We start from the raw sequence: 20451 nt of genomic DNA on the forward strand, positions 1-20451 counted from the left end.
ATCAAAATTTTCACGTAACTGCAATGAAAATTCCATTGAAATTTTCACAACGGGAGGCAGGGTGTTCCCTGGCAACTGCCCAATCTCTCAATCGGTTGACGGCCATCGGACGATCATCGATTCAAGCGTTCTCGCATTCCTCCGCTTCGACTCGTCACGGATCCAAGCGTATAAATGGATGGATTGATCGGTCGAAGGGCGATGCAGGAGCGTGGCGAGCGAACATCGATAGACAGCAGCTTGCGGAGCGGTGGCGGAGGCGCCGTACGGCTCCGCGTCCGGCTGCTCGGCGCCGCCGAAGTCATTCTGGACGGCCGGCGGCTGCGTGAGTTCAACTCTCCCCGCTTACAGCGTTTTCTGGCGATGATCGCCCTGCGCAGAGAACCCCATGAGCGCTCGCGGCTGGCATTCGTTCTCTGGCCCGAATCCAGCGAACGTCAGGCGCATACGAATCTCAGGAAGCTGATCCACGAGTTCCGCCGGGCGCTGCCTGGCGTAGAGGATTTTATCGAGATTGAGAAGAAAACCGTCCGGTGGCTGCCGACCGCCCCAAGTGAGGTGGATGTATTGAGTTTCCGCGACGCCATCGCATCCGGTGATTTTGAGCAGGCGTCGCGCCTGTATCACGGCGATCTGCTGCCCTCCTGTTACGACGACTGGGTTCTGCAGGAGCGCGAAGAACTTCGGGCCGAGGCGCTCGGTGTCCATCGCCGCCTCGCCAAAGCGGCGGCCGAGCGCGATGACCATCGCGCGGCAATCAGGCATGCCGAGGCGGTCAATGACCTCGATGCCGCCGACGAAGCCGCCATTCGAATTCTCATGCAAGCCCATCTCGCGCTAGGCGACCGGGCAGCTGCGTTGCGGGCGTATCAGCGATACGCCGACACCCTCCGGCGCGAACTGGCGATTGAACCCGGCGAGGATCTCGTGGCGCTGTGCGACGTGTTTCGTGGCGACCCGTCCGATCGGGATCGTCCGCGCGTATCGGACCAGGACGTGCCGCCGTTTGTCGGGCGCGATCAGGAATGGCGCGCGGTTCTCGAGGCATGGAGGACGTCGCGCGCCGGAAGGGCGCATCTGGCCCTGCTGACGGGCGTTCCGGGCATCGGCAAGTCCCGCCTTGCACAAGAGCTTGGTCGGCAAGCGCAATCCGGTGGCCACGAAGTCGCGACGGCGCGAGCCTACGAGGCGGCGGGAAGGCTTCCCTGGGGTCCGGTCGTCGACCTGCTTCGCTCAGCCGGCATCCAACAACGCATCCGAGCGGTCGGTCAGGTCTGGACCGCAGAGCTTACCAGGCTGCTGCCTGAGCTCGGCAGTGCCATCGGGCAGCCCCCGAACGGCGTTGCCCGGCGCCACCGGCTCTTCGACGCCGTTTGTCAGGCGATCGCGGTTCACGACAAGGCGCAGGTCTTGATCATCGACGATCTGCAGTGGTGCGACACCGAGACCATCGAATTGATCGGCTATCTGCTTCGCGCGTATCCGCAGACGCCTGTGCTGATTGTCGGCACCGTGCGATGGGAGGAGCTTCCCGATCGCCACCCGCTCCCCGGTCTGGTCGATGCTCTGGAGCGGGACCAGGCCGTTACCGTCATCACGATCGACGCCCTCGATCAGGCATCAACCGCAGCGCTCGCCGCAGAGCTGCAGAGCGTTGAAGAGATCGATCCCGGATTGGCTGATCGGTTGTGGAGTGAGACCGAAGGCAATCCCCTGTTCGTCGTCGAGACGATCCAGGCCGGGATATCGTCGGCCGGCGCGCAAGGCGTCCTGACACCGACAATGCGCTCCGTTCTGAGGGCAAGGCTCGGCCAATTGACCAACGGCGCGCAGAATCTGGCAGAGGTGGCTGCCATCTTCGGTCGGTCGTTTTCGGCGCATGCCATCGTCACTGCAATGGGCGTCGGCGAGCAGGCGATTGCCGACCAGCTTGACGAACTCTGGCGCCGGCGGATCGTGATCGAACGGGGCCAAGGCTATGACTTCAGCCACGATAAGCTGCGCGAAGTTGCGCTCGAGATGATCAATCCCGCGCGCCGACGTCGGCTGCACCGGGTCGTTGCCAATGCGCTGGTGCGCGAGCATCGTGAGGACCCCACCGCCGTTAGCGCGCAGCTCGCCGCCCATTACGACCAGGCAGGTATGGTTGAACAAGCAATCGCGGCCTATCGCACCGCCGGCGCGCGAGCGGTGGCGATGTCGGGACTCGACGAGGCGGTCGCAATGTACCGCCGCGCTCTTGCGCTGTTGGCCGAGTTGCAGGCCTCGCCGGACCGCGACGCCATCGAGTTGGACATACGGATCGCGTTGGGTTCTCCGCTCGTAGCAATTAAAGGCTACGGTGCGGAATCCTCCCATCGTCTTTACGAACGCGCGCAATCGATTTGCCGCAAGCTCGGGGTGCCGATCGCGCCGCCCATTCTCCGCGGTCTGGGTCTCGCCCGCCTGCAGGGCTGCCGATTCGATGCCAGCAGCGACTTCGCGAAGGCGCTGATCGATCACGAGAGCGGTGACCAGGTTGCCGGGACCGAGGGGCGCTACCTCATGGGCGTCAGCGCGTTCTGGCAAGGCGACCTGGGAAAGTCGCACCGGTTTCTCGAGGCGGCCATCGAACATTATGACACCGCGCGACGCGAAGAGCACCTGGCACTCTATGCACAGGACCCTAGGGCGGTTTGTCTCGTGCGATTAGGGCTCTCAACGCTTTGGTCCGGCGACCCGGCGCGGGCCGAGGCGATGGCCCGGTCGGCGCGCGAACTCGCCGACGAGCTCGACCACCTGATGACCTCCGCTTATGTCATTACCTACGGAGCCATCCTGGCGGCCGTGGCCGGGGATTTCATCCGGCTGGAAGATATTCTGACCCACGCGGATCGAGTTTGGTCTCGTCTCTCCGAGCGCTACCTCAGGGTCGTCCTGGACGCGCTGCGGGCCTGGCTGGACGTCCGCGCCGGGTCCGACGCCGGCATCGGGAAAATCTTGCAGTCGGTCGAGCGGTCGCGGATCGAGGGCGAAAACCTGCATCTGAGTTTTACCTTGCTTCTGCTGGCCATGGCACGCGGACTGCGCGATGAGTTGCATGAGGGCCGCGCAGCGACCCGCGATGCGCTCGCCTGGTCGGAACGATGCAACCAGCGCTATCTCGTCGCGGAACTCCTGCGCGTCGACGGCGAGCTCGCCTACGGCCTCGGCGAAACCGACCATGCGCTTTCATCCCTGCGTCAGGCAGTGGATGTTTCCCGTACGCAGGGCGCGCAGTGGCTAAGGCTCAAGGCGTTGCATTCGCTTGCCCTCCGTTTTCCTGACCCAGAGGTGCAAGCGGAACTCGCGGCCCTCGCCGACCAGCTTCCCTCGGGCCAAGATCTGCCGGCGTTCCGGGCGGCCACCGCCTTTTTGCGCGGAACCGGATAGGCGGGAACGCTTTCGGAACGCCCGGATGTGTATTCCTCTGAGAAAGCCAGGAGGATCATTGAATGTGCAATCTGGTTGGGAAACTGTCTGAAAAGGTTCGGGGCACGATTACCACCGCCGCGGACTCCGGATACGACGAGGCGCGGTCCGTCTACAACGCGATGCACGACCGCCGCCCGGCCGCGGTGATCAGTTGCGTCGACGCGGCCGATGTCATGGCCACGATTGCTGCCGCCCGCGAAGACGGGCTCGATCTCGCAGTGCGCGGTGGCGGGCACAGTGTGCCGGGCTTCGGCACGGTGGACAACGGGCTGGTTATCGACCTGTCCATGATCAACAGCGTTCAGGTCGATCCCGACAAGAAGATTGCCCGTGTCGGCGGGGGCGCCACCCTCGGTGACGTCAATCACGCCACCTATCCCTTCGGCCTTGCCGTCCCCGGCGGAATCGTGTCCACCACCGGGGTGGCGGGACTGACGCTGGGCGGCGGGCTCGGTTACCTTACCCGAAGCGCCGGGTTCACCATCGACAATCTGCTATCGGCCGATGTGGTTTTGGCCGACGGACGCCAAATCACTGCGAGCCACTACCAGAACGATGATTTGTTCTGGGCCCTCCGCGGCGGCGGCGGCAATTTCGGTGTCGTCACGAATTTCGAGTTCCAGTTGCACGAGGCCGGCGATGTTGTCGGCGGGCCGCTGTTTTACGAATTCGACGATGCCAAAGCGGTCCTGCAGGGCTACCGCGAGTATATCGCCACGGCGCCTGAGGCGCTCGGATGCTTCTTCGGTTGGCAGATCGCGCCACCCCTGCCGTTCATCCCCGTGGACCGGGTCGGCGACCTCTTCTGCGTGCTTGTCCCCTGCTGGAACGGACCCTTGGAGGAAACCGATAGGGTGCTCAAGCCGCTACGGCAATTTGCCGAGGTGAAGGCGGAGTATTGTATGAAGATGCCGTTCCCGGCGCTCAACAGCCTCTTCGACGGAGCGGTCCCGAAGGGCATGCAGCATTACTGGAAGGCGGATTTCATTACCGAGCTCACCGATGACGCCATCGCCGCGCATATCGAACATGGTCGGCACACACCTCATGTCAGTTCCTCGATGCACCTGCATCCGATCAACGGCGCGGCGCAGCGGGTCGGAGCCGACGAAACCGCTTTCGGTCACCGCGACAAGGCGTTTTCGCCGGTAGTCGCAGGCATCTGGGACGATCCCGCCGACAACGAGGCAAACATCAAGTGGGTCCGCGATTACTACGATGCCATCCATCCCCATTCGGGAAGCGATGGCGGCTACGTCAATTTCATGTCGGATGACGATGGCCACCGGGCCCCGGCGAACTACGGGGCGAACTACGCACGGCTGGCCGCGGTGAAAGCGACCTACGACCCGGACAACATCTTTCACGTCAACCAGAATATCGAACCGGCGAAGGGAGCAAGCCGTGTCAGACCAGTGGCACTTTAAGAGCGAGACCTTCGACAACTGCAATTGCGCGATCAATTGCGGCTGCCAGTTCAATCTGCCGACTACGCATGGGTTCTGCCAGTCGGCCTATGTCGGCCGCGTCACCGAGGGGCATTTCAACGGCACCTCGCTTGCAGGGCTGAAATGGGCGGCGATCTACAAGTGGCCCGGCGAAATCGCCGAAGGCGGCGGCAAATGCCAGATCGTCATCGACGAAGCGGCCGACGCGGAACAGCGCTCCGCGCTTCAAACGATCCTTTCCGGCGATGCGTGCAAGCCTCTGAGCAACGTCTTCGCGGTGTTCGCCTCGACCTGTTCGCAGTTCTGCGAAACGCTGCTCCTGCCGATCGTACTCGAGGTCGATCTTGAGGGTAGGACCGCGCGCGCCAGCATTCCCGGCCTCCTCGAGAGCCGCGGTGCCCCGAAGATCAACGAGTTCACGGGCGAGCCCTTCCATGTCGCATTAGCGCGGCGGAGCGGCAGCTTCGAATTTACTTATGCCGAACTCGGCCTCGGCACGACGTCTGTCAACGGCGAGATGGCGATGGCGTTCGACGAGACCTGGGCGCTCTTCTGCATCCATCACTTCAATCAGGACGGATTGATCCGCGACCGGCCGCGCTTGACAGCCTGGCTCGGCCACTAGGACCGCGCACGGGAAAGATGACCATGCCTGCAACCGGCAAGCCAATCCACGGCGAAGGCTCGGTCCGTCAGGACCGCATGCGCGTGGCCACTGCGATCGCGGTCCTGGTCGCGTTCGCTGCGGTCTACACGATCGCCGGTGTTGGCACGAACATGTCGGCGCTCGACATGACATTCGGCCGCGGCATGCACGCGGGCGAAGGCATGGGGGCAATGGCCTTGGGGGTCCCGGGAGGATGGGGCGGAGCGAAATTCGCACTCGTCTTTCTGATGTGGTGGCTGATGATGATCGCGATGATGCTTCCCTCGGCTGCACCGACGATCCTGCTTTACACCGCGCTTCTTCGGCACTTGCCCGACACGGCCGAGCGTCGAGTCCGGTCGGGCGCGTTCATGGCCGGGTACTTGGCGGCATGGGCCCTCTTCAGCCTTTGGGCCACGGCAGCGCAGTGGTGGTTCGAGGCCGCAAGTCTCATATCACCGGCAAAAATGGCTTTCACGGAAGGCATCGCTGCGCAGCTTCTCCTGATCGCGGTAGGGGCCTATCAGTTTCATCCCCTTAAGGTCCGCTGTCTTGCTCAGTGCCGGACGCCGTCCGACTTGATTGCGCGCCAATATCGGCCCGGCATCTCCGGCGCCGCTCAGGCCGGATTCCGCCATGGTGCATTCTGCCTGGGATGCTGCACTGCCTTGATGGCGCTTTTGTTCGTCGGCGGGATCATGAACCTCTTCTGGATCTTCGGGCTCGCTGCCCTCGTAGCCTTGGAGAAGTCGGCACCATGCGGACGGTTTATCGGCCGCGCCGTTGGTGCGGGACTGTGCGGGCTCGGGATTGCTGGACTGGGTCTGTTGGCGGTATCGTAAAGCAGGCCGGCGTCCAAGGTTTGACTCGGGCGGCAGAAAGGTCTGCGAAGTTAGCCTTTAGAGGCCGTCAAAATTATGGCGTTAGCGATGGCGGAGAGGAAGGGATTCGAACCCTCGAGACGGTCTCCCGTCTACTCCCTTAGCAGGGGAGCGCCTTCGACCACTCGGCCACCTCTCCGCGCGCACCGCCCGTAACACGTTTCCCGGGGCTGTCCAAGATTTTTTGCCCCTGCCGGCGGGCGCTTCGCGCTTGACAGGGCGAACGCAAGCCGCTTGCTGGTTTCGCCATTTGCGGAGAACCCGATGCCGAAGCCAAATGCGGTCGTCAGCGCCCTGCCCTCGACCATTCCGTTTGTCGCGCCGGAACGCATGGAGCGCGAGAGCGGCCGGCCGTTCGCCGCCCGACTGGGCGCGAACGAGAGCAGTTTCGGCCCCTCGCCGCGCGCCATCGAGGCGATGCAGCGCACCGCGCGCCAGGATGTCTGGAAATATTGCGATCCGGAGGCGTTCGACCTGACCGCGGCGCTTGCCCGCCATCTCGGTATACGCCCCGCCGAGATCGTTGTCGGCGCGGGCATCGACAATCTGCTCGGGCTGACGGTGCGAATATTCTCCGAACCGGGCGATGCGATCGTCACCTCGCTCGGTGCCTACCCGACCTTCAACTACCATGTGAACGGCTACGGAAGGCGGCTCGTCACCGTGCCCTACCGGAACGACCGCGCCGATCTCGACGCGCTGGCCGAGACCGTCCGCCGCGAAAACGCCTCCATCGTCTATCTCGCAAATCCGGACAATCCGATGGGAACGTGGCACGACGCAGAGGCAATAGAATCCTTCGCCGCGTCGCTGCCCGGGGAAACGCTGCTGCTGCTCGACGAGGCCTACGGGGAGATGGCGCCACCTTCCGCGCTGCCGCCGCTCGATACGGGCCGGAACAATATCGTCAGGGCGCGAACGTTTTCGAAGGCCTATGGCTTGGCCGGTCTGCGCGTCGGATATCTCGTCGGGGCCGAACCAATCTGCGCTCAGTACCACAAGGTACGCGACCATTTCGGGGTCAATATCATGGCGCAGAGTGCCGCGCTCGCGGCGCTTTCAGACTGTGAATGGCTCGCATCGGTGCTGGCGAAGGTCGCCTCGGCGCGAGAGCGAATCGCTTCAATCGCGAAAGAGAGCGGCTTGGCCGCCCTGCCCTCGGCAGCCAATTTCGTCACGATTGATTGCGGACAGGACGGCGATTTCGCGATGGGGGTCCTCAAGGCGCTCGATGCGCGCAGTGTCTTCATCCGCAAGCCGATGGCGCCCGGCCTCGACCGTTGCATCCGCGTCAGTTGCGGCCTGCAGCAGGAACTCGACCTTTTCGAAACCGCTCTTCCCGAGGCGCTCGCGGCGGCGGGCAGGTCGCGAAGATAAAATACCGCCCGCGGCTCCCCCTGCCGCGGGCGGCTCCTACCGGAAGCCCCACCCCCGGTATCCTGCTATTTGTGGCGCGCAATCGCGCCTCAGTGGCGTGTCATCCACTCGCGCGCTGCGCGTAGTGCGCTGGCCAGTTGCGGTTTCGACATCGTTTCAGCGATTTCCGAGCGCAGCAAGGCAGCGCGCGAACAACCCTTGATCGCTGCAATGTTGAACCATTTGTGGGCGGCCACCATGTCGACCTCGCAATCGCGGCCGGTCGCATACATCATGCCCATTTCAAAAAGGATGCCTGCATTGTTCGCCGCGCCCAGCGCAGCCATGTCGGCATTTTCGATTTCAATGCGTGCCATCGTGAATTTCCCTTGTCGTCCCTGTTCACACTCCCGAGGCGGCCTGTTTTTTATCGGCTCGTTCCCGTTCGATGCGTTGAGAATGGCGCATTGACTTGAATCGGTTGCTAAAAAGCGTGCTTAATTTCCGACAAACAAAGTTCAAATGCTTGGTAAATTTGACGATGCGTTAATCGACCAACGGTTTGATTTTTCTAGATATACTGGAATTTTTACGGACAATTCGACCGGCCACAAGCAACGCTTTGCTAACCGTGATCACCGGAGCGGTGCGGCGCACCAGGAAAAAATATCTCCAAAATGAGCGCGCGGCCTCTGTTCCCCGGACGGGACTTGTGGTTTACGTTTACGTATTGGTCAACGACAGCGGCGATCCGAGGCGCTCGCCGGCACTTGGGAGGTAGTTCATGATCCGACGTTTCATTCTGGCCAGCGCGATCGCCGGTCTGGTCGCAGCCCCCGCGATGGCTGCGGAGCCCATCGAAGGCAGTTGGAAGCGCGACAATGGTACGGTGATCAAGTACGCGGCAAATGGTGGAGCCTTCTGCGGCACGGTGATGACGGGAGAATACAAGGGCCAGTCGATCGGCTGCATGAAGGGCTCGGGAGCCAATTACAAGGGCAAGGTCAACAAGCTCGATGAGGGCAAGACCTACACGGGCAAAGCCTCTGTCAACGGCAACTCGATGAAGCTCTCGGGCTGCGTCCTCGGCGGCGTAATCTGCAAAAGCGAGACGCTGAAGAGGCAGTAAGCCCGGGCCCGCTACATTTTCATAGGCGGCGTCCCTTGGCGGGGCGCCGTTTTCTTTCACCGACCTCAATCTGCCCTAAGCGAACGCCTTGCCGTATCTCTCCCGCAGGACGTTCTTCTGCACCTTGCCCATCGTGTTGCGTGGCAACTCCTCGATGACGAACAGCCTGCGCGGGTGCTTGAAGCGGGCAAGCGACTTTCCGACCGCATCGCCAATCGCTTCCGTGTCGAGCGTAGCGCCATTCTCCGGCACCAGGACGCCGACAACGGTCTCGCCGAAATCGGGATGCGGCACACCGATGACCGCGCTTTCTAGAACGCCCGGCTGATCGTCGAGGACCAGTTCAATCTCCTTGGGATAGATATTGTAGCCGCCGGAAATGATCAGGTCCTTGTTGCGGCCGACGATCTGGACATAGCCATCCGCGTCAACCTTGCCGAGATCGCCGGTGATGAAGAAGCCGTCATCGCGCAACTCCTCGCGGGTCTTGTCGGGCATCTGCCAGTAGCCCTTGAAAACGTTCCGGCCGCGCACCTCGATCTGCCCGATCTCACCATTTGCAAGTTGATTGCCCGTTGTCGGATCGCAGATTTTCAGTTCCACGCCTGGCAGCGGGAAGCCGACTGTTCCGGCGCGCCGTTCGCCGTCATAGGGATTGGAGGTGTTCATGTTGGTTTCGGTCATACCGTAGCGCTCGAGGATGCGATGTCCGGTACGCTCCTCGAACTGCACATGGGTCTCGGCAAGCAAGGGAGCGCTGCCTGATATGAAGACCCGCATGTGGGCGGTCAGGTCGCGGGTAAAGCGCGGGTCGCCCAGCAAACGCGTGTAGAAGGTCGGAACGCCCATCATCGCGGTCGCCTTGGGCATCAGCGCAATCATCGCGTCGAGATCGAATTTGGGAAGAAAGATCATCGATCCGCCGGAAAGGAGCGTGACGTTGCTGGCCACGAACAGCCCATGGGTGTGGAAGATCGGCAATGCATGGAGGAGAACGTCCTGGTCGGTGAATTGCCAGTAATCGACCAGCGTCTCGGCGTTCGACAGGAGATTGTCCTGCGTCAGCATCGCGCCCTTCGAACGCCCGGTCGTTCCCGACGTGTATAGAAAGGCGGCAAGGTCACCGGAGGCGCGATTGACGGTCGGATAATCCGTCGGCTTTTCCCTCGCGCGCTCCGGCAAACTGCCGCCCCCGTCAGCGTCCAGTGTCTCCAGCATCGCGTCGGCGGCCTTTGCCATCGGCTTCATGGCCTCGGCGCTGGTTCCGTCGCACACGAAAAGACGCGCGCCGCTGTTGTCGACGAAATACGAGACCTCGTCGGCGGTATAGGCGGTATTGAGCGGCAGGAACACCACGCCCGCCTGCACGCATGCGGCATAGAGCGCCAGCGCCTCAGTCGACTTCTCCACCTGTACGGCGCACCTGTCGCCCGGCTCCAATTCCAGGTCGCTGAGAACATGGGCAAAGCGCGCCGTCGTCGCGAGAAACGCCTCATGCGTGATGATGCTCCCGTCGCGCAGATACAGAAATGGCGTCGTCTTGCCCGCGTGGCGCGCGAACAGTGAATCGTAAAGCGGATTTCCCATAACCTTTTTCCTCAGGCTTGGATTTTCGCCGCCGCGTTGCTCAGCGAGCGCACCTCTTGCGAGGCGGCGATCTGTCCCGTCGTGGCGAAGCGTTCGTGGTTTTGCGAGATTTTCGGCAGGTCATAGAGGTAGCTGACCATGGCGCCACCCGACTGAGCACGCCCCTTGGGCGAGGTATCGGCGTCCGCGTGCACGGCATGGACCAGCGCACCGTTTCCGAGATGGAAGCGGGCGACAGGATCGAGCGGAGCGCCATCTGGCCGCTTGGCCGCGAGGAGGTAGTGCGCGGCGAGCGATCTCAACCGTTGCGCATCGACGTTCTCATGGTCTTGGCCAGTCTTCTCCAGCCAGCCGGCTAGGCCCGGAATGGGTGAAAGGGTGACGAACGTCCTGAGTCCGGCGAGTTCCGCCGAGAGATCAGCGACGACCTGCTTGATCAGCGAGTTGCCGAAGGAGATCCCTGCCAGCCCGGGCTGGCAGTTCGAGATGGAATAGAACACCGCCGTGTTCGCCGCTTCCGAGGCAAGTTCCGCGCGCGTCCCGCTCAGCAGTCCCTGTATCGATCCGGGTACGCCCTTGGTCAGCGCGACCTCGACAAAGATAAGCGGCTCGTCCGGCATCGACGGATGGAAGAAGCCGAAGCAACGCCGGTCCGACGGACGAAGCCGCCGCCGAAGATCCTCCCAACTGTCGATCGCGTGCACCGCCTCGTAGGCAATGATCTTCTCGAGAATATGCGCCGGGCTTTCCCAGTTGATCGGGCGCAGAACCAGGAAGCCCCGGTTGAACCAGGAGGCGAAGAGATGCCGGAAATCGACATCGAGCGCTTGCAGTTCCACATCGCCACGGCCCAGCCGCAGCAAATCCGAGCGCATCGCAACCAGTTGTCCGGTCGCGCCCGGCACCTGGTTGAGCCGCCGGATGAGCTCCTGGCGCCGCGGTTCCGCGGCGACCATGAATTCGCGATAGGTGTGTTTCCCGGGCGCCTGCTCGTGGGCCTCCAGCGTCTCGCGGACCCGCGCCGGGTCGATGTTCATGGCGACCGCCAGATGGCGGAAGAAGCCGAGTTTTTCCTCGTCGGCCATGCGCTCGAACCGGTCGAGTATCTTCTGCGCGAATACCAGTCCCGAGACTTCCCCGCGCGTCCCCATCAACTCGTCGGCCAGTTCGCCGATCGGACGGTTGTCACGATCCCCCGGAGACAGGCCGATATAGCGTCTCTCGAAAACCGTGGAGAGAAGATCGGCAAGAAGGCTCACACGCTCGCTCCCATCACCACGTTCGGCAGCCATGTGGCCAACCCGGGGAAAATGCAGAGAAGGATGATCGCCAAGACCATGCACGCCACGTAAGGGAGCGAGCCCGTAAGGATCGTCTTGAGCGAAATATCCGGCGCAATTCCGTTGATGACGTAAAGGTTCAGCCCGACCGGCGGCGAAATCAGGCCGATCTCCATGTTGATTGTCAGCACCACCGCGAACCAGATCGGGTCGAACCCGGCGGTGATGATGATCGGCAGGAGGATCGGCGCGGCCATCAGGATCACCGCCACCGGCGGCAGGAAGAACCCTGCGATCAGGAGGAAGACGTTGACGGCGCCCATCAGCACCCAGCGGTTGACGTCGAGCGTCCCGATCCACTCGGCGATCGACTGGGTGATGAACAGGCTCGACAGCATGTAGGAAAAAACGCCGGCCGCCGCGATGATGAACAGGATCATCACGCTTTCCTTGGTGCTGTCGCGCAGCACGACCCATATAGCACGCGGGGCCCACAGCTTGTAGATGACCATTGCAATCAGCAGGCACAGCAGCGCTCCCACCGCCGCGGTCTCCGAGGGAGTAGCGATGCCGCCATACATCGCATAGAGCACTCCGAGGATGATCGCCAGGAACGGCAGGACGCGCGGCAGGATCTCGAAACGCTGTCCCCAGGTATACGAGCCGGAGCCGAGACGGGCAGTATCGCCGGAGCGCCAGGTCGAATAGAGCGACCAGGCCATGAACAAGCCGACCAGCAGGAAGCCCGGTATCACGCCGGCGAGGAAAAGCCGGCCAATCGAGGTTTCCGTCGCGATGCCGTAGACGATCATCGTCACCGATGGCGGGATAAGGATGCCTAGCGTGCCCCCGGCGGCGATCGAACCGGCGGCGACGCCGTCGGGATAGCCGCGCTTGCGCATTTCCGGGATGCCCATCTTGCCGATCGCGGCGCATGTGGCGGGACTGGAGCCCGACATCGCGGCAAACAGGGCGCATGCGCCGAGATTGGAGATCACCAGCCCGCCCGGCACCCGTGTCAGCCAGCGTTCCAGCGCTTCGTAGAGATCGGCGCCCGCCCGGGTGGAAGCGATGGACGCGCCCATGATGATGAACATCGGGATCGAGAGCAGCGCAAAATTGTCGAGCTTGCCGAACAGGATTTCGGGCATCAGTTCGAGCGACCGCATTCCGTCGAAAACTATCAGAAATCCGGCCGAGACGATCAGCAGGCCGATGGCCACCGACACGCCAGAGAACAGGACGATGATTGTCACGACCGCGACCAACAAACCGAGCAGAAGCGGATCCATCAGCCTTCCTCCAGACCGAAGGGCTTGTCGACGCCGAGGAGGACAGCGACCAGATCGGCTATCAATTGCAGCATCAGAAGGGCGAAACCGATCGGGATCGACAGATAAGGTATCCAGAGCCGTACGCCCCAGACCGTGTCCGACTTCCAGCCGCGGTCCCAGGCGAAATGCCAGAACTCGTAGCCGTACCACAGCATGATCGCGACGATGACAATCGACAGACCGAGCGTGAAGACGGCCAGCAACCGGCGTACCGGCATGCTGAGCGCCAAAGGCACCAGATCGACATTCACGTGGCCGCGAAGCCGCTGCACATAGGGCAAACCGACCAGCGTCGCCGCGACCATCAGATAAACGACGGCCTCGGTCTGCCAGATGGTGGAGCCGTTAAGCACGAAGCGAATGAAGATCATCTGACAGGTGATCGCCACGGCGGCCACGACCATCGCAGCCGAAAACCATCCGGCAAGTGTAGAGATCGCCGCGACGGCGCGCAGAAACGGGTTGTCGCCTGCGTGTGCCGTGGCAGCTGTGCTGTGCCCAGCCATCGGTCACCCCATTGTGTAGAGAACGGCTTTGAAAGATGGCCGGGGGACGTGCCCCCGGCCCGAGACTCACTCCACGGCGAGTGCCTTGTCGAGAAGCTCCTGCCCGTCAGGAACTTCCTCGATGAACGCCTTGTAGGAGGTCTGCTTGGCCAGTTCGCGCCATGCGTTGAACTCCTCCTCGGTCATCTGCGCGATCTCGACGCCCGCCTCCTTGTAGACTTCGACCGAGGCCGCATCCTGCTTCTTTGCTTCCTCGAGATAGAAGGCTTCGGCCTTTTCGGCGGCGGCGAGCAGCGCTTCCTGCTGCTCTTCGGTCAGCCCCTCGAAGGTCGATTTGTTCATCAGCAGCGGCTGGTACATGAACCACAGGGCATATTCGCCGGCCGGCGTGTAGCACTTGGCCTGCTCATAGATGCGGTAGCTCACGAAGGAAGAGGACGATGTGTTGGCGGCGTCGAGGACGCCGGTCTGCATCGCGTTGTAGATCTCCGAAGAAGCCATCGACGCGATCGAGGCCCCTGCCCCGGCAAGCATCTGCTCGAAAGCCTTGCCGGCAGCGCGCGTCTGCAGGCCCTGAACGTCCTCCGGCGAAGTGATGCACTTGTCCTTGCCGACGAACCCGCCGGCGAGATAGCCGTCGACCAGCACCATGACATCGTCCTCCGCCATGCGCGCCTTGATCTCCTCCATGAAGGGGCTGTCGTTGAGGCGGGCCGCGTGGTCATGGTTTTTCACAAGGCCGGGCATCAATGTAAGGTTGAAGGCGGGTTGCTGGCCGCCCGCATAGCTGAGCGGAAACACGGTCATGTCGAGCTGGCCGCGGCTGAGCGGCTTGTACTGCTCGCGCGGCTTGAACAGTGACTTCGATCCGAAGATCTTGATATCGAGGTCGACATCGGCCTTGGCGACCTCGTCGGCGACGATCTGCGCGACCTGGTGCCGGACATCCTTGTTCGACCATTGGTGCGAAAGCCTCAGTTCCTTGGCACCGGCAGTGGACACTGCTGCAAGCAGGGCGATTGACGACACTGCGGTCAGTATTCTCGATTTCATGGTTTCCTCCCGAAACAGTGAATCCGACCCGGTCGGGCCGATAGGTGTTTGTACCGTTTCGCTGTATTTGTTGTCAAACTTTCTGTATACAAGAATCTGTTGATTGCATCTCCAATGCCGTATGACTAGGCTGGAACCATGGAACCGAGACGCGCAGACGCCATTGCCGAGGAGCTGGAAGACCTGATCTTCAGCGGCGCCTTCGCGAATGGCGACCGGCTCGACGAGATCCGGCTGGCCGAGCAGTTCGGCGTCTCGCGCACGCCCATTCGTGAGGCATTTCAGCGTCTCGCCCTGTCCGGACTTGTCGAGCAAATCCCGCGCCGCGGCGTGTTCGTGCGCCAGCCCGGCCCGGTGGAACTGATCGAGATGTTTGAAGTCATGGCGGAACTGGAGGCCGTGTGCGGACGCCTTGCCGCGCTCCGCATCTCCGACAAGGCGCTGGACCGGTTGCGGGACGCCAACGCCCAATGCCAGGCCGCCGTGCAGGCCGGCGACGCCGATGCCTACTACCGCCAGAACGAACGCTTCCACCACATTATCTACGCGCAGTCCGGCAACAGCTTTCTCGAACAGGAAGCCCTGCGGCTGCACCGGCGGCTCAAGCCGTTCCGGCGTATGCAGCTTCATCTCCGGGGCCGCATGAAGCAGTCCATGGCGGAACATGAGGATATTGTGGCCGCGCTCACCGAAGGCGATTCACTAGGTGCTTCCAATACGCTACGGCAACATGTTGCGATCCAAGGTGAGAAATTCCATCACCTGATGGCGAGCTACAAGGCGGCAGCAGAGTAGCCCTTTCCAGTTCGCTCTCAGGCCTGCATCCCGTGTTAATCATTCTGAACGGCAGATGAACGGCACTATCAGCCGTCATTCACACGCCTGCGCGGACAATGGCTGCGGTTTCTAAGAGGGGGAACCCGATGCATGCACGCCGCTTCTCATTCGTCTGTCTCGCCGCAGCCCTGCTCGGGGCGGGATTTGCGATCGTCGTCCAGCAGCCCTCGCGGCATGCCATGAACTGGGCGACGCCATTGGCCGGGGATTGCCCGGTGATCCTGGCTCCCGGCTGCAATTCCCAAAGATATTACTAGGACTATGTCCTGGAACGGACAAACCGCGGCCCGGAGAGACGGGACCGCGGCTTGCCGACGTGCGGTGAGGCGGAGGGGAGCCTGACCGCTGGGGGTCGTTATTGGTGGAGCGGCGAACCGTCGCCGAGGCGCGGCGCATGGAGCCCAAACGCGGACTGACCCACCGGTGCTCCGACCGAAGAAGTTGCCGTGAAATCGATCCGTCCATTATTGGAAGGATATCTCGGCGAACCGTCGCCCAAGCGGTCGTTTTCGAGGTCGGCAGCACCAGCGCCGATGGCTGCGGTCGCCGTATAGTCGATGGCGCTCTGGGTGTTCACCGGCTCGTAAACGTCGAGAGCGGACGATGCCGCGAAGGCGGTCGTAGTCGATGCGATTGCGATGGCTGCTGCTGTGAGAAGCGTTTTCATGGTGAGGTCCCTTCTAAGTCCTTGTTGTCAGAACAGTCTCGAAACGAGCGATGACCGGTTGAAGCTTGGGAGGTCGGGAGAAAACCGGGCACCGCGTCGTTTCGATGCGTGGAATATGATTGCATTCCCAGCGAAAGATAATAGCCTCCCTCATCATATGAATTATTCTCCCGGGGAATGAACAATGGATCTGGTTTCCGCCTTCAGGACGTTCGTTCGGGTCGCCGAAACGGAGAGCTTTTCGGCAGCGGCCCGGGAACTGAATGTCGGCCAACCTGCTGTTTCAAAACAGGTTTCATCGCTGGAAGATTATCTGGGCGCTCGTCTGTTTCAGCGCTCGACCCGCTCGCTTGCGCTCACCGACGAAGGCCAGGAGCTCCTGATCCATGCGCGAATCGCAATCGAGGCGGTGGACGAGGCAACCGACCGGCTGCGACGGCGCGAAGGCAGGGTCTCGGGCATATTGCGCATGACGACCACGGCAAGTTTCGGGCGGATGCATATCGTGCCGCGTCTCGGCCTCCTGGAGACGCAGTATCCGGACCTTAAGGTTGACCTCATGCTGCAGGACGCAAACGCCAATCTCGTGGAACAGGGGCTAGACCTCGCGATCCGGTTCGGCGAGCCGCGCGAACCCAATCTGATTGCCAAGAGGATGGGCAGCATCCGCAGGATCGTCGTCGCCTCGAAGGACTATCTCGACCGTCAGGGCCGTCCGGAAACGCCCCGCGATCTGGAGCAGCACGAGTGCATCGTCTTTGGCGGAAGGCCCGATAGCGATGAATGGGAGTTTTCGGTCGGCGGGGAGACCGAAACCATCAAGGTGAACTGGCGGCTGCGTATCGACAATTCCGACGGCATGCGCCAGGCAGCCCTATCCGGCCTCGGAATCATCATGGCACCGAGCTGGCTGTTTCCCGACCTGTGGGAGCTGGAAAACATGGAGACGCTTTTGGACGATTACGAGCGTCCGTCGTTTCCGATGTACGCGGTTTATCCGTCGCGGCGCTTCACGCCCTCGAAGGTGCGCGCAATGATCGATTTTCTGGAATTCGAGATCCGGCTGGATCCGTCGATGACGGGCGGTGCGGCGTTGATCTGACCGGCGCCCGGTTCAAACAGATGTTTGGCGCTTGCATTTGACAAAACGCTGTCGCGCCACCGCAAAGCGTGGGGTCCGAGGCAGGCAGCTCCTGGTTTCAGGCGAACTGGCGCTGATCGGCAAGCGCCAGCATGCGGCCGCGGATTTCCTCGGGCTCCATCCGTCTGGTCGGGTAAGGATAGGCATTGGCTTCGACGACCTGCCCGCTCGAATCGACCAGGAACGTTGCCTCCAAAGGCAGCGACCAGTCGCCCGATTCGTTGAGCTTGGTCAGGTCGAACCCCTGGCATTGATACATGTTGATCATCTCATCGATGATTTTGACCCGCACGCCCATGGCTTCGGCGAACGCCTGTTCGGGGTCCGTCAGAAGAGGGTAGCCAAGCGCATTGCGCGAGGTGGCGGCAGCGAGCGTAATGTGCCGCTGAGGCGTTACCCCGATCATCGCGACGCCATGGCGAGACAGATCCACGCGGATGCCCTCGAGCGCGCGCATCGACGTGGTGGAATACGGACACCAGCTGCCGCGGAAGAACAGCACCACCGCCGGCTTGCCTTCAATCAGGGAATGAACACTTTGACGGTTTCCGTCGGCGCTAATCAATTCAATGTCGGGAACGCTCTCCGGGTGGTTGACGATCCTGCCTTCCTCCGTCGCGTACTGACTCTGGTTCTGCAATGCGAGATCACGCACCTGCTGGTCTTCGCAGCAGGCGTTGCGCCACATCGTATCACCCAGAAATTTCAGTCGCTTGTTGAGAGACATCGATCATCGTCCGGTTCGGTTCTCCGTTACGATAGCACCATCGCCGGAGAAGTGAATGTCTCCGGCGACGGTGATCACAAAATTGACTTACTGGTACTGCGGCGAACCGTCACCGAGGCGCTCGCGCTCGACGAGGGCGTTGTCGATACCCGTCGCAGCGGTTGCGGTGTAATCGACGGCGACTTCGTTCTTGACCGGCTCGTAGGCATCCAGCGCGGTCGAAGCCGCGAAGGCGCCGCTCGAGGTTGCAAGAACGATTGCAGCAGAAGCGATAAGCGTTTTCATTTTTCTTTTCCTTTGTTTGTTCGGTTGTTCGGCGAGCCATGCGGCCCTTCGAAATCGAAACCGAAGGGCGGGAGCCTTCTCGTCCGTGGGAGGTCAGACCGATGGGCCATTCCGCCGCCGTTTCGATGATGCAGATATGATTGATGCCACTAAAATTCTGTAGGGCGCGCTATCTCATATCATTCATGCCAAATTGGAATGGAACCTCCGCAGATGAATGGAACCTGAACAGCGTTCTCAGGGTTGGTTCAGCGCCCGGATGGCATTCGGGGGGCAGAAAATTTCAGGAAGAGTGATGAAACAGACCAGCAAGACCTACCACCGTATTCGGGTCGCGGCACGTGCCTCGGCGATTGCCGTTCTCCTCATCGGCCCGCTCGTCGGCTTTGCTGCGGCGCAGGACGATGGCATCCGCAAGCCGAGCGGCGCGGGTTTCGTTCTCTATGTCTCGCTGATGCGCCGGGGCTGATCTCTGTCGCCTTTGCAGGCGCTACGGGCCTGCGTACAAAAAACAGACCCCGAACCCGCAGGGGTGGTTTGCCTGTCACATCGGCGCGTTTATAGTGCGCCATGACCATACAGACTCTCGAAACCCTCCCCCGGAACCCGATCTCCAGCGCAGGCTGCGAGCTGCCTCCGCCCTTCAAACCGCAATCCTTCACCGATCCCGCGAAGGCCGTTGAAGCCATCCGCGCGCTTTACGACCGCAATACCGGCTTCCTGCGCGACCGGTTCGAGGCGATCGGCCGCGGCGAAACCGATACCGGCCGCGTGCGGGCATTCTACCCCCTGCTGGAGTTCGAAACCGACAGTTACAGCCATGTCGATTCGCGGTTGGCTTACGGCCATGTGGTCGCGCCGGGCCGCTACACCGGCACGATCACCCGCCCGGACCTCTTCGGCGACTATCTGAAGACGCAGATCAGCCTGATCATGCGCAATCACGAGGTGCCGGTCACCGTGTCGGAATCGGAAACGCCGATACCGCTGCATTTCGCGTTTCAGGAAGGCGCCTATGTCGAGCAGGCCGACGCCGGCAATCTTGTGCGCCCGCTCCGCGACACCTTCGACGTTCCCGACCTCAACACCACCAATGACGACATCGTCAACGGCGACTTCGAACCCGTGCCCGGCAGCACACTGCCACTGGCGCCATTCACCGCCCAGCGCGTCGACTACTCACTGCACCGGCTGGCGCATTACACCGCCACCAGCCCGTCGCACTTCCAGAATTTTGTGCTGTTTACGAACTACCAGTTCTACATCGACGAGTTCTGCCAGCTTGCTCGCGAGGCCGTCGCCAACGGAGACGGCAAATACACCGCCTTTGTCGAGCCGGGAAACCTCATTACCGAGGCGGGCGCGTCCACGCCCTCCTCGGGCATGGTTCCGCCGCGGCTTCCGCAAATGCCCGCCTACCACCTGATGAAGGACGACCGCGCCGGCATCACCATGGTCAATATCGGCGTCGGCCCGTCCAACGCCAAGACGATCACCGACCACATCGCCGTGTTGCGCCCGCATGCCTGGCTGATGCTCGGCCACTGCGCCGGACTGCGAAACAGCCAGAATCTCGGTGATTACGTGCTGGCGCACGCCTATGTCCGCGAGGACAATGTGCTGAACGAGGATCTGCCCCTGTCTGTGCCCGTTCCGCCGCTCGCCGAGGTCCAGGTGGCGCTCGAACAGGCGGTCGAGGAAGTGACCGGCTATACCGGTTACGAGCTGAAGAAGATCATGCGCACCGGCACGGTCGCCACAATCGACAACCGCAACTGGGAACTGCGCGACCAGCGCGGGCCGGTCCGCCGGCTGTCGCAGTCGCGCGCCATTGCGCTCGATATGGAATCGGCAACCATCGCCGCCAACGGCTTCCGCTTCCGGGTGCCCTACGGCACGCTGCTCTGCGTCTCCGACAAGCCGTTGCACGGCGAGTTGAAGCTACCCGGCATGGCGACGGACTTCTACAAGCGGCAGGTTTCGCAGCACCTCATCATCGGCATGAAGGCGATGGAGAAGCTCGCCCAGATGCCGCCGGAACGGCTGCATTCGCGCAAGCTGAGAAGCTTCAACGAGACAGCGTTCCAGTAAGCCTGCCGCTAGGCAGAACGAGGATCGCAG

20 protein-coding genes and 1 tRNA gene are annotated in these 20451 nt (G+C 62.0%); 11 read left to right on the top strand and 10 right to left on the bottom strand.

Annotated features, from left to right (window positions below; translation table 11 throughout):
• Positions 1 to 174 precede the first annotated feature (174 nt).
• From LC298_RS06570 to LC298_RS06585, 4 genes are all read left to right on the top strand, one after another.
• A complete protein-coding gene (locus LC298_RS06570) occupies positions 175 to 3411 on the top strand; it encodes an ATP-binding protein (protein ID WP_199223247.1) in 3237 nt (1078 codons plus the stop codon).
• 62 nt (positions 3412 to 3473) lie between these two features.
• On the top strand, positions 3474 to 4880 hold the full coding sequence (locus LC298_RS06575; protein WP_131567941.1) for an FAD-binding oxidoreductase: 1407 nt from the start codon (positions 3474 to 3476) through the stop codon (positions 4878 to 4880).
• Complete coding sequence (locus LC298_RS06580) at positions 4858 to 5526, top strand: DUF1326 domain-containing protein (RefSeq protein WP_131567940.1); 669 nt, start codon at positions 4858 to 4860, stop codon at positions 5524 to 5526. Before LC298_RS06575 ends, LC298_RS06580 begins: the two co-directional genes overlap by 23 nt.
• 17 nt (positions 5527 to 5543) lie before the next feature.
• Entirely contained in the window at positions 5544 to 6389 is an 846-nt protein-coding gene (locus LC298_RS06585) for a DUF2182 domain-containing protein (RefSeq protein WP_199223246.1), read from the top strand.
• Positions 6390 to 6477: 88 nt separating this feature from the next.
• On the opposite strand, the gene LC298_RS06590 is transcribed toward LC298_RS06585, so the two are convergent.
• Positions 6478 to 6567, bottom strand: a tRNA-Ser gene (locus LC298_RS06590).
• Positions 6568 to 6692: 125 nt separating this feature from the next.
• Between LC298_RS06590 and LC298_RS06595 the strand changes: the two genes are divergently transcribed.
• The gene (locus LC298_RS06595; RefSeq protein WP_131567938.1) at positions 6693 to 7805 is read left to right on the top strand and encodes a pyridoxal phosphate-dependent aminotransferase; all 1113 of its coding nucleotides are present in this window, start codon (positions 6693 to 6695) and stop codon (positions 7803 to 7805) included.
• 89 nt (positions 7806 to 7894) lie between these two features.
• Here the strand turns inward: LC298_RS06595 and LC298_RS06600 are convergent, their stop codons facing one another.
• Entirely contained in the window at positions 7895 to 8161 is a 267-nt protein-coding gene (locus tag LC298_RS06600) for an SEL1-like repeat protein (RefSeq protein ID WP_131567936.1), read from the bottom strand.
• Between the two features lie 407 nt (positions 8162 to 8568).
• Between LC298_RS06600 and LC298_RS06605 the strand changes: the two genes are divergently transcribed.
• Positions 8569 to 8913, top strand: coding sequence for a DUF2147 domain-containing protein (locus tag LC298_RS06605; RefSeq protein WP_131567935.1), 345 nt, complete (start codon positions 8569 to 8571; stop codon positions 8911 to 8913).
• 75 nt (positions 8914 to 8988) lie between these two features.
• On the opposite strand, the gene LC298_RS06610 is transcribed toward LC298_RS06605, so the two are convergent.
• From LC298_RS06610 to dctP, 5 genes are all read right to left on the bottom strand, one after another.
• Positions 8989 to 10500, bottom strand: a complete 1512-nt coding sequence (locus LC298_RS06610) for a malonate--CoA ligase (RefSeq protein WP_131567933.1) — start codon at positions 10498 to 10500, stop codon at positions 8989 to 8991.
• Between the two features lie 11 nt (positions 10501 to 10511).
• Positions 10512 to 11792 carry a malonyl-CoA decarboxylase domain-containing protein gene (locus LC298_RS06615; protein ID WP_199223245.1) on the bottom strand — a complete coding sequence of 427 codons (1281 nt, stop codon included), beginning with the start codon at positions 11790 to 11792 and terminating at the stop codon, positions 10512 to 10514.
• Entirely contained in the window at positions 11756 to 13072 is a 1317-nt protein-coding gene (locus LC298_RS06620; protein ID WP_131567931.1) for a TRAP transporter large permease, read from the bottom strand. Before LC298_RS06620 ends, LC298_RS06615 begins: the two co-directional genes overlap by 37 nt.
• The gene (locus LC298_RS06625; RefSeq protein WP_131567929.1) at positions 13072 to 13620 is read right to left on the bottom strand and encodes a TRAP transporter small permease; all 549 of its coding nucleotides are present in this window, start codon (positions 13618 to 13620) and stop codon (positions 13072 to 13074) included. Before LC298_RS06625 ends, LC298_RS06620 begins: the two co-directional genes overlap by 1 nt.
• 66 nt (positions 13621 to 13686) lie before the next feature.
• Entirely contained in the window at positions 13687 to 14673 is a 987-nt protein-coding gene (gene dctP / locus LC298_RS06630) for a TRAP transporter substrate-binding protein DctP (protein ID WP_131567927.1), read from the bottom strand.
• Between the two features lie 138 nt (positions 14674 to 14811).
• On the opposite strand from dctP, the gene LC298_RS06635 reads away from it, so the two are divergent.
• Together LC298_RS06635 and LC298_RS06640 are read left to right on the top strand one after the other, a co-directional pair.
• The gene (locus tag LC298_RS06635) at positions 14812 to 15468 is read left to right on the top strand and encodes a GntR family transcriptional regulator (RefSeq protein WP_131567925.1); all 657 of its coding nucleotides are present in this window, start codon (positions 14812 to 14814) and stop codon (positions 15466 to 15468) included.
• Positions 15469 to 15596: 128 nt separating this feature from the next.
• Positions 15597 to 15767, top strand: coding sequence for a hypothetical protein (locus tag LC298_RS06640; RefSeq protein WP_158284747.1), 171 nt, complete (start codon positions 15597 to 15599; stop codon positions 15765 to 15767).
• 98 nt (positions 15768 to 15865) lie between these two features.
• On the opposite strand, the gene LC298_RS06645 is transcribed toward LC298_RS06640, so the two are convergent.
• Positions 15866 to 16177, bottom strand: coding sequence for a hypothetical protein (locus tag LC298_RS06645; protein WP_131567924.1), 312 nt, complete (start codon positions 16175 to 16177; stop codon positions 15866 to 15868).
• Positions 16178 to 16361: 184 nt separating this feature from the next.
• Here LC298_RS06645 and LC298_RS06650 point away from each other — a divergent pair, with 184 nt between their 5' ends.
• Positions 16362 to 17279 (top strand): LysR family transcriptional regulator, encoded by a 918-nt coding sequence (locus tag LC298_RS06650; protein ID WP_131567922.1) that lies wholly within the window; start codon positions 16362 to 16364, stop codon positions 17277 to 17279.
• Between the two features lie 97 nt (positions 17280 to 17376).
• On the opposite strand, the gene LC298_RS06655 is transcribed toward LC298_RS06650, so the two are convergent.
• Positions 17377 to 18045, bottom strand: a complete 669-nt coding sequence (locus LC298_RS06655) for a peroxiredoxin-like family protein (RefSeq protein ID WP_131567920.1) — start codon at positions 18043 to 18045, stop codon at positions 17377 to 17379.
• Between the two features lie 87 nt (positions 18046 to 18132).
• A complete protein-coding gene (locus LC298_RS06660; RefSeq protein ID WP_131567918.1) occupies positions 18133 to 18330 on the bottom strand; it encodes a hypothetical protein in 198 nt (65 codons plus the stop codon).
• Positions 18331 to 18625: 295 nt separating this feature from the next.
• Between LC298_RS06660 and LC298_RS06665 the strand changes: the two genes are divergently transcribed.
• Both LC298_RS06665 and LC298_RS06670 read left to right on the top strand, forming a co-directional pair.
• Positions 18626 to 18799, top strand: coding sequence for a hypothetical protein (locus LC298_RS06665; protein WP_158284746.1), 174 nt, complete (start codon positions 18626 to 18628; stop codon positions 18797 to 18799).
• A 101-nt stretch (positions 18800 to 18900) separates the two neighbouring features.
• On the top strand, positions 18901 to 20421 hold the full coding sequence (locus LC298_RS06670) for an AMP nucleosidase (RefSeq protein WP_131567912.1): 1521 nt from the start codon (positions 18901 to 18903) through the stop codon (positions 20419 to 20421).
• The last annotated feature ends 30 nt before the right edge of the window (positions 20422 to 20451 follow it).

It is taken from the genome of Oricola cellulosilytica, from assembly GCF_019966575.1.
Taxonomy (GTDB): domain Bacteria; phylum Pseudomonadota; class Alphaproteobacteria; order Rhizobiales; family Rhizobiaceae; genus Oricola; species Oricola cellulosilytica.

What these genes read in the sequence shown, in the direction of transcription:
- LC298_RS06655 (WP_131567920.1), bottom strand. Translation starts at nt 18,045, where the DNA reads ATGTCTCTCAACAAGCGACTGAAATTTCTGGGTGATACGATGTGGCGC.
- LC298_RS06600 (WP_131567936.1), bottom strand. Translation starts at nt 8,161, where the DNA reads ATGGCACGCATTGAAATCGAAAATGCCGACATGGCTGCGCTGGGCGCG.
- LC298_RS06670 (WP_131567912.1), top strand. Translation starts at nt 18,901, where the DNA reads ATGACCATACAGACTCTCGAAACCCTCCCCCGGAACCCGATCTCCAGC.
- LC298_RS06610 (WP_131567933.1), bottom strand. Translation starts at nt 10,500, where the DNA reads ATGGGAAATCCGCTTTACGATTCACTGTTCGCGCGCCACGCGGGCAAG.
- LC298_RS06595 (WP_131567938.1), top strand. Translation starts at nt 6,693, where the DNA reads ATGCCGAAGCCAAATGCGGTCGTCAGCGCCCTGCCCTCGACCATTCCG.
- LC298_RS06605 (WP_131567935.1), top strand. Translation starts at nt 8,569, where the DNA reads ATGATCCGACGTTTCATTCTGGCCAGCGCGATCGCCGGTCTGGTCGCA.
- LC298_RS06615 (WP_199223245.1), bottom strand. Translation starts at nt 11,792, where the DNA reads ATGGCTGCCGAACGTGGTGATGGGAGCGAGCGTGTGAGCCTTCTTGCC.
- LC298_RS06620 (WP_131567931.1), bottom strand. Translation starts at nt 13,072, where the DNA reads ATGGATCCGCTTCTGCTCGGTTTGTTGGTCGCGGTCGTGACAATCATC.
- LC298_RS06625 (WP_131567929.1), bottom strand. Translation starts at nt 13,620, where the DNA reads ATGGCTGGGCACAGCACAGCTGCCACGGCACACGCAGGCGACAACCCG.
- LC298_RS06570 (WP_199223247.1), top strand. Translation starts at nt 175, where the DNA reads ATGGATGGATTGATCGGTCGAAGGGCGATGCAGGAGCGTGGCGAGCGA.
- LC298_RS06645 (WP_131567924.1), bottom strand. Translation starts at nt 16,177, where the DNA reads ATGAAAACGCTTCTCACAGCAGCAGCCATCGCAATCGCATCGACTACG.
- LC298_RS06575 (WP_131567941.1), top strand. Translation starts at nt 3,474, where the DNA reads ATGTGCAATCTGGTTGGGAAACTGTCTGAAAAGGTTCGGGGCACGATT.
- LC298_RS06650 (WP_131567922.1), top strand. Translation starts at nt 16,362, where the DNA reads ATGGATCTGGTTTCCGCCTTCAGGACGTTCGTTCGGGTCGCCGAAACG.
- LC298_RS06660 (WP_131567918.1), bottom strand. Translation starts at nt 18,330, where the DNA reads ATGAAAACGCTTATCGCTTCTGCTGCAATCGTTCTTGCAACCTCGAGC.
- LC298_RS06585 (WP_199223246.1), top strand. Translation starts at nt 5,544, where the DNA reads ATGACCATGCCTGCAACCGGCAAGCCAATCCACGGCGAAGGCTCGGTC.
- LC298_RS06640 (WP_158284747.1), top strand. Translation starts at nt 15,597, where the DNA reads ATGCATGCACGCCGCTTCTCATTCGTCTGTCTCGCCGCAGCCCTGCTC.
- LC298_RS06635 (WP_131567925.1), top strand. Translation starts at nt 14,812, where the DNA reads ATGGAACCGAGACGCGCAGACGCCATTGCCGAGGAGCTGGAAGACCTG.
- dctP (WP_131567927.1), bottom strand. Translation starts at nt 14,673, where the DNA reads ATGAAATCGAGAATACTGACCGCAGTGTCGTCAATCGCCCTGCTTGCA.
- LC298_RS06665 (WP_158284746.1), top strand. Translation starts at nt 18,626, where the DNA reads ATGAAACAGACCAGCAAGACCTACCACCGTATTCGGGTCGCGGCACGT.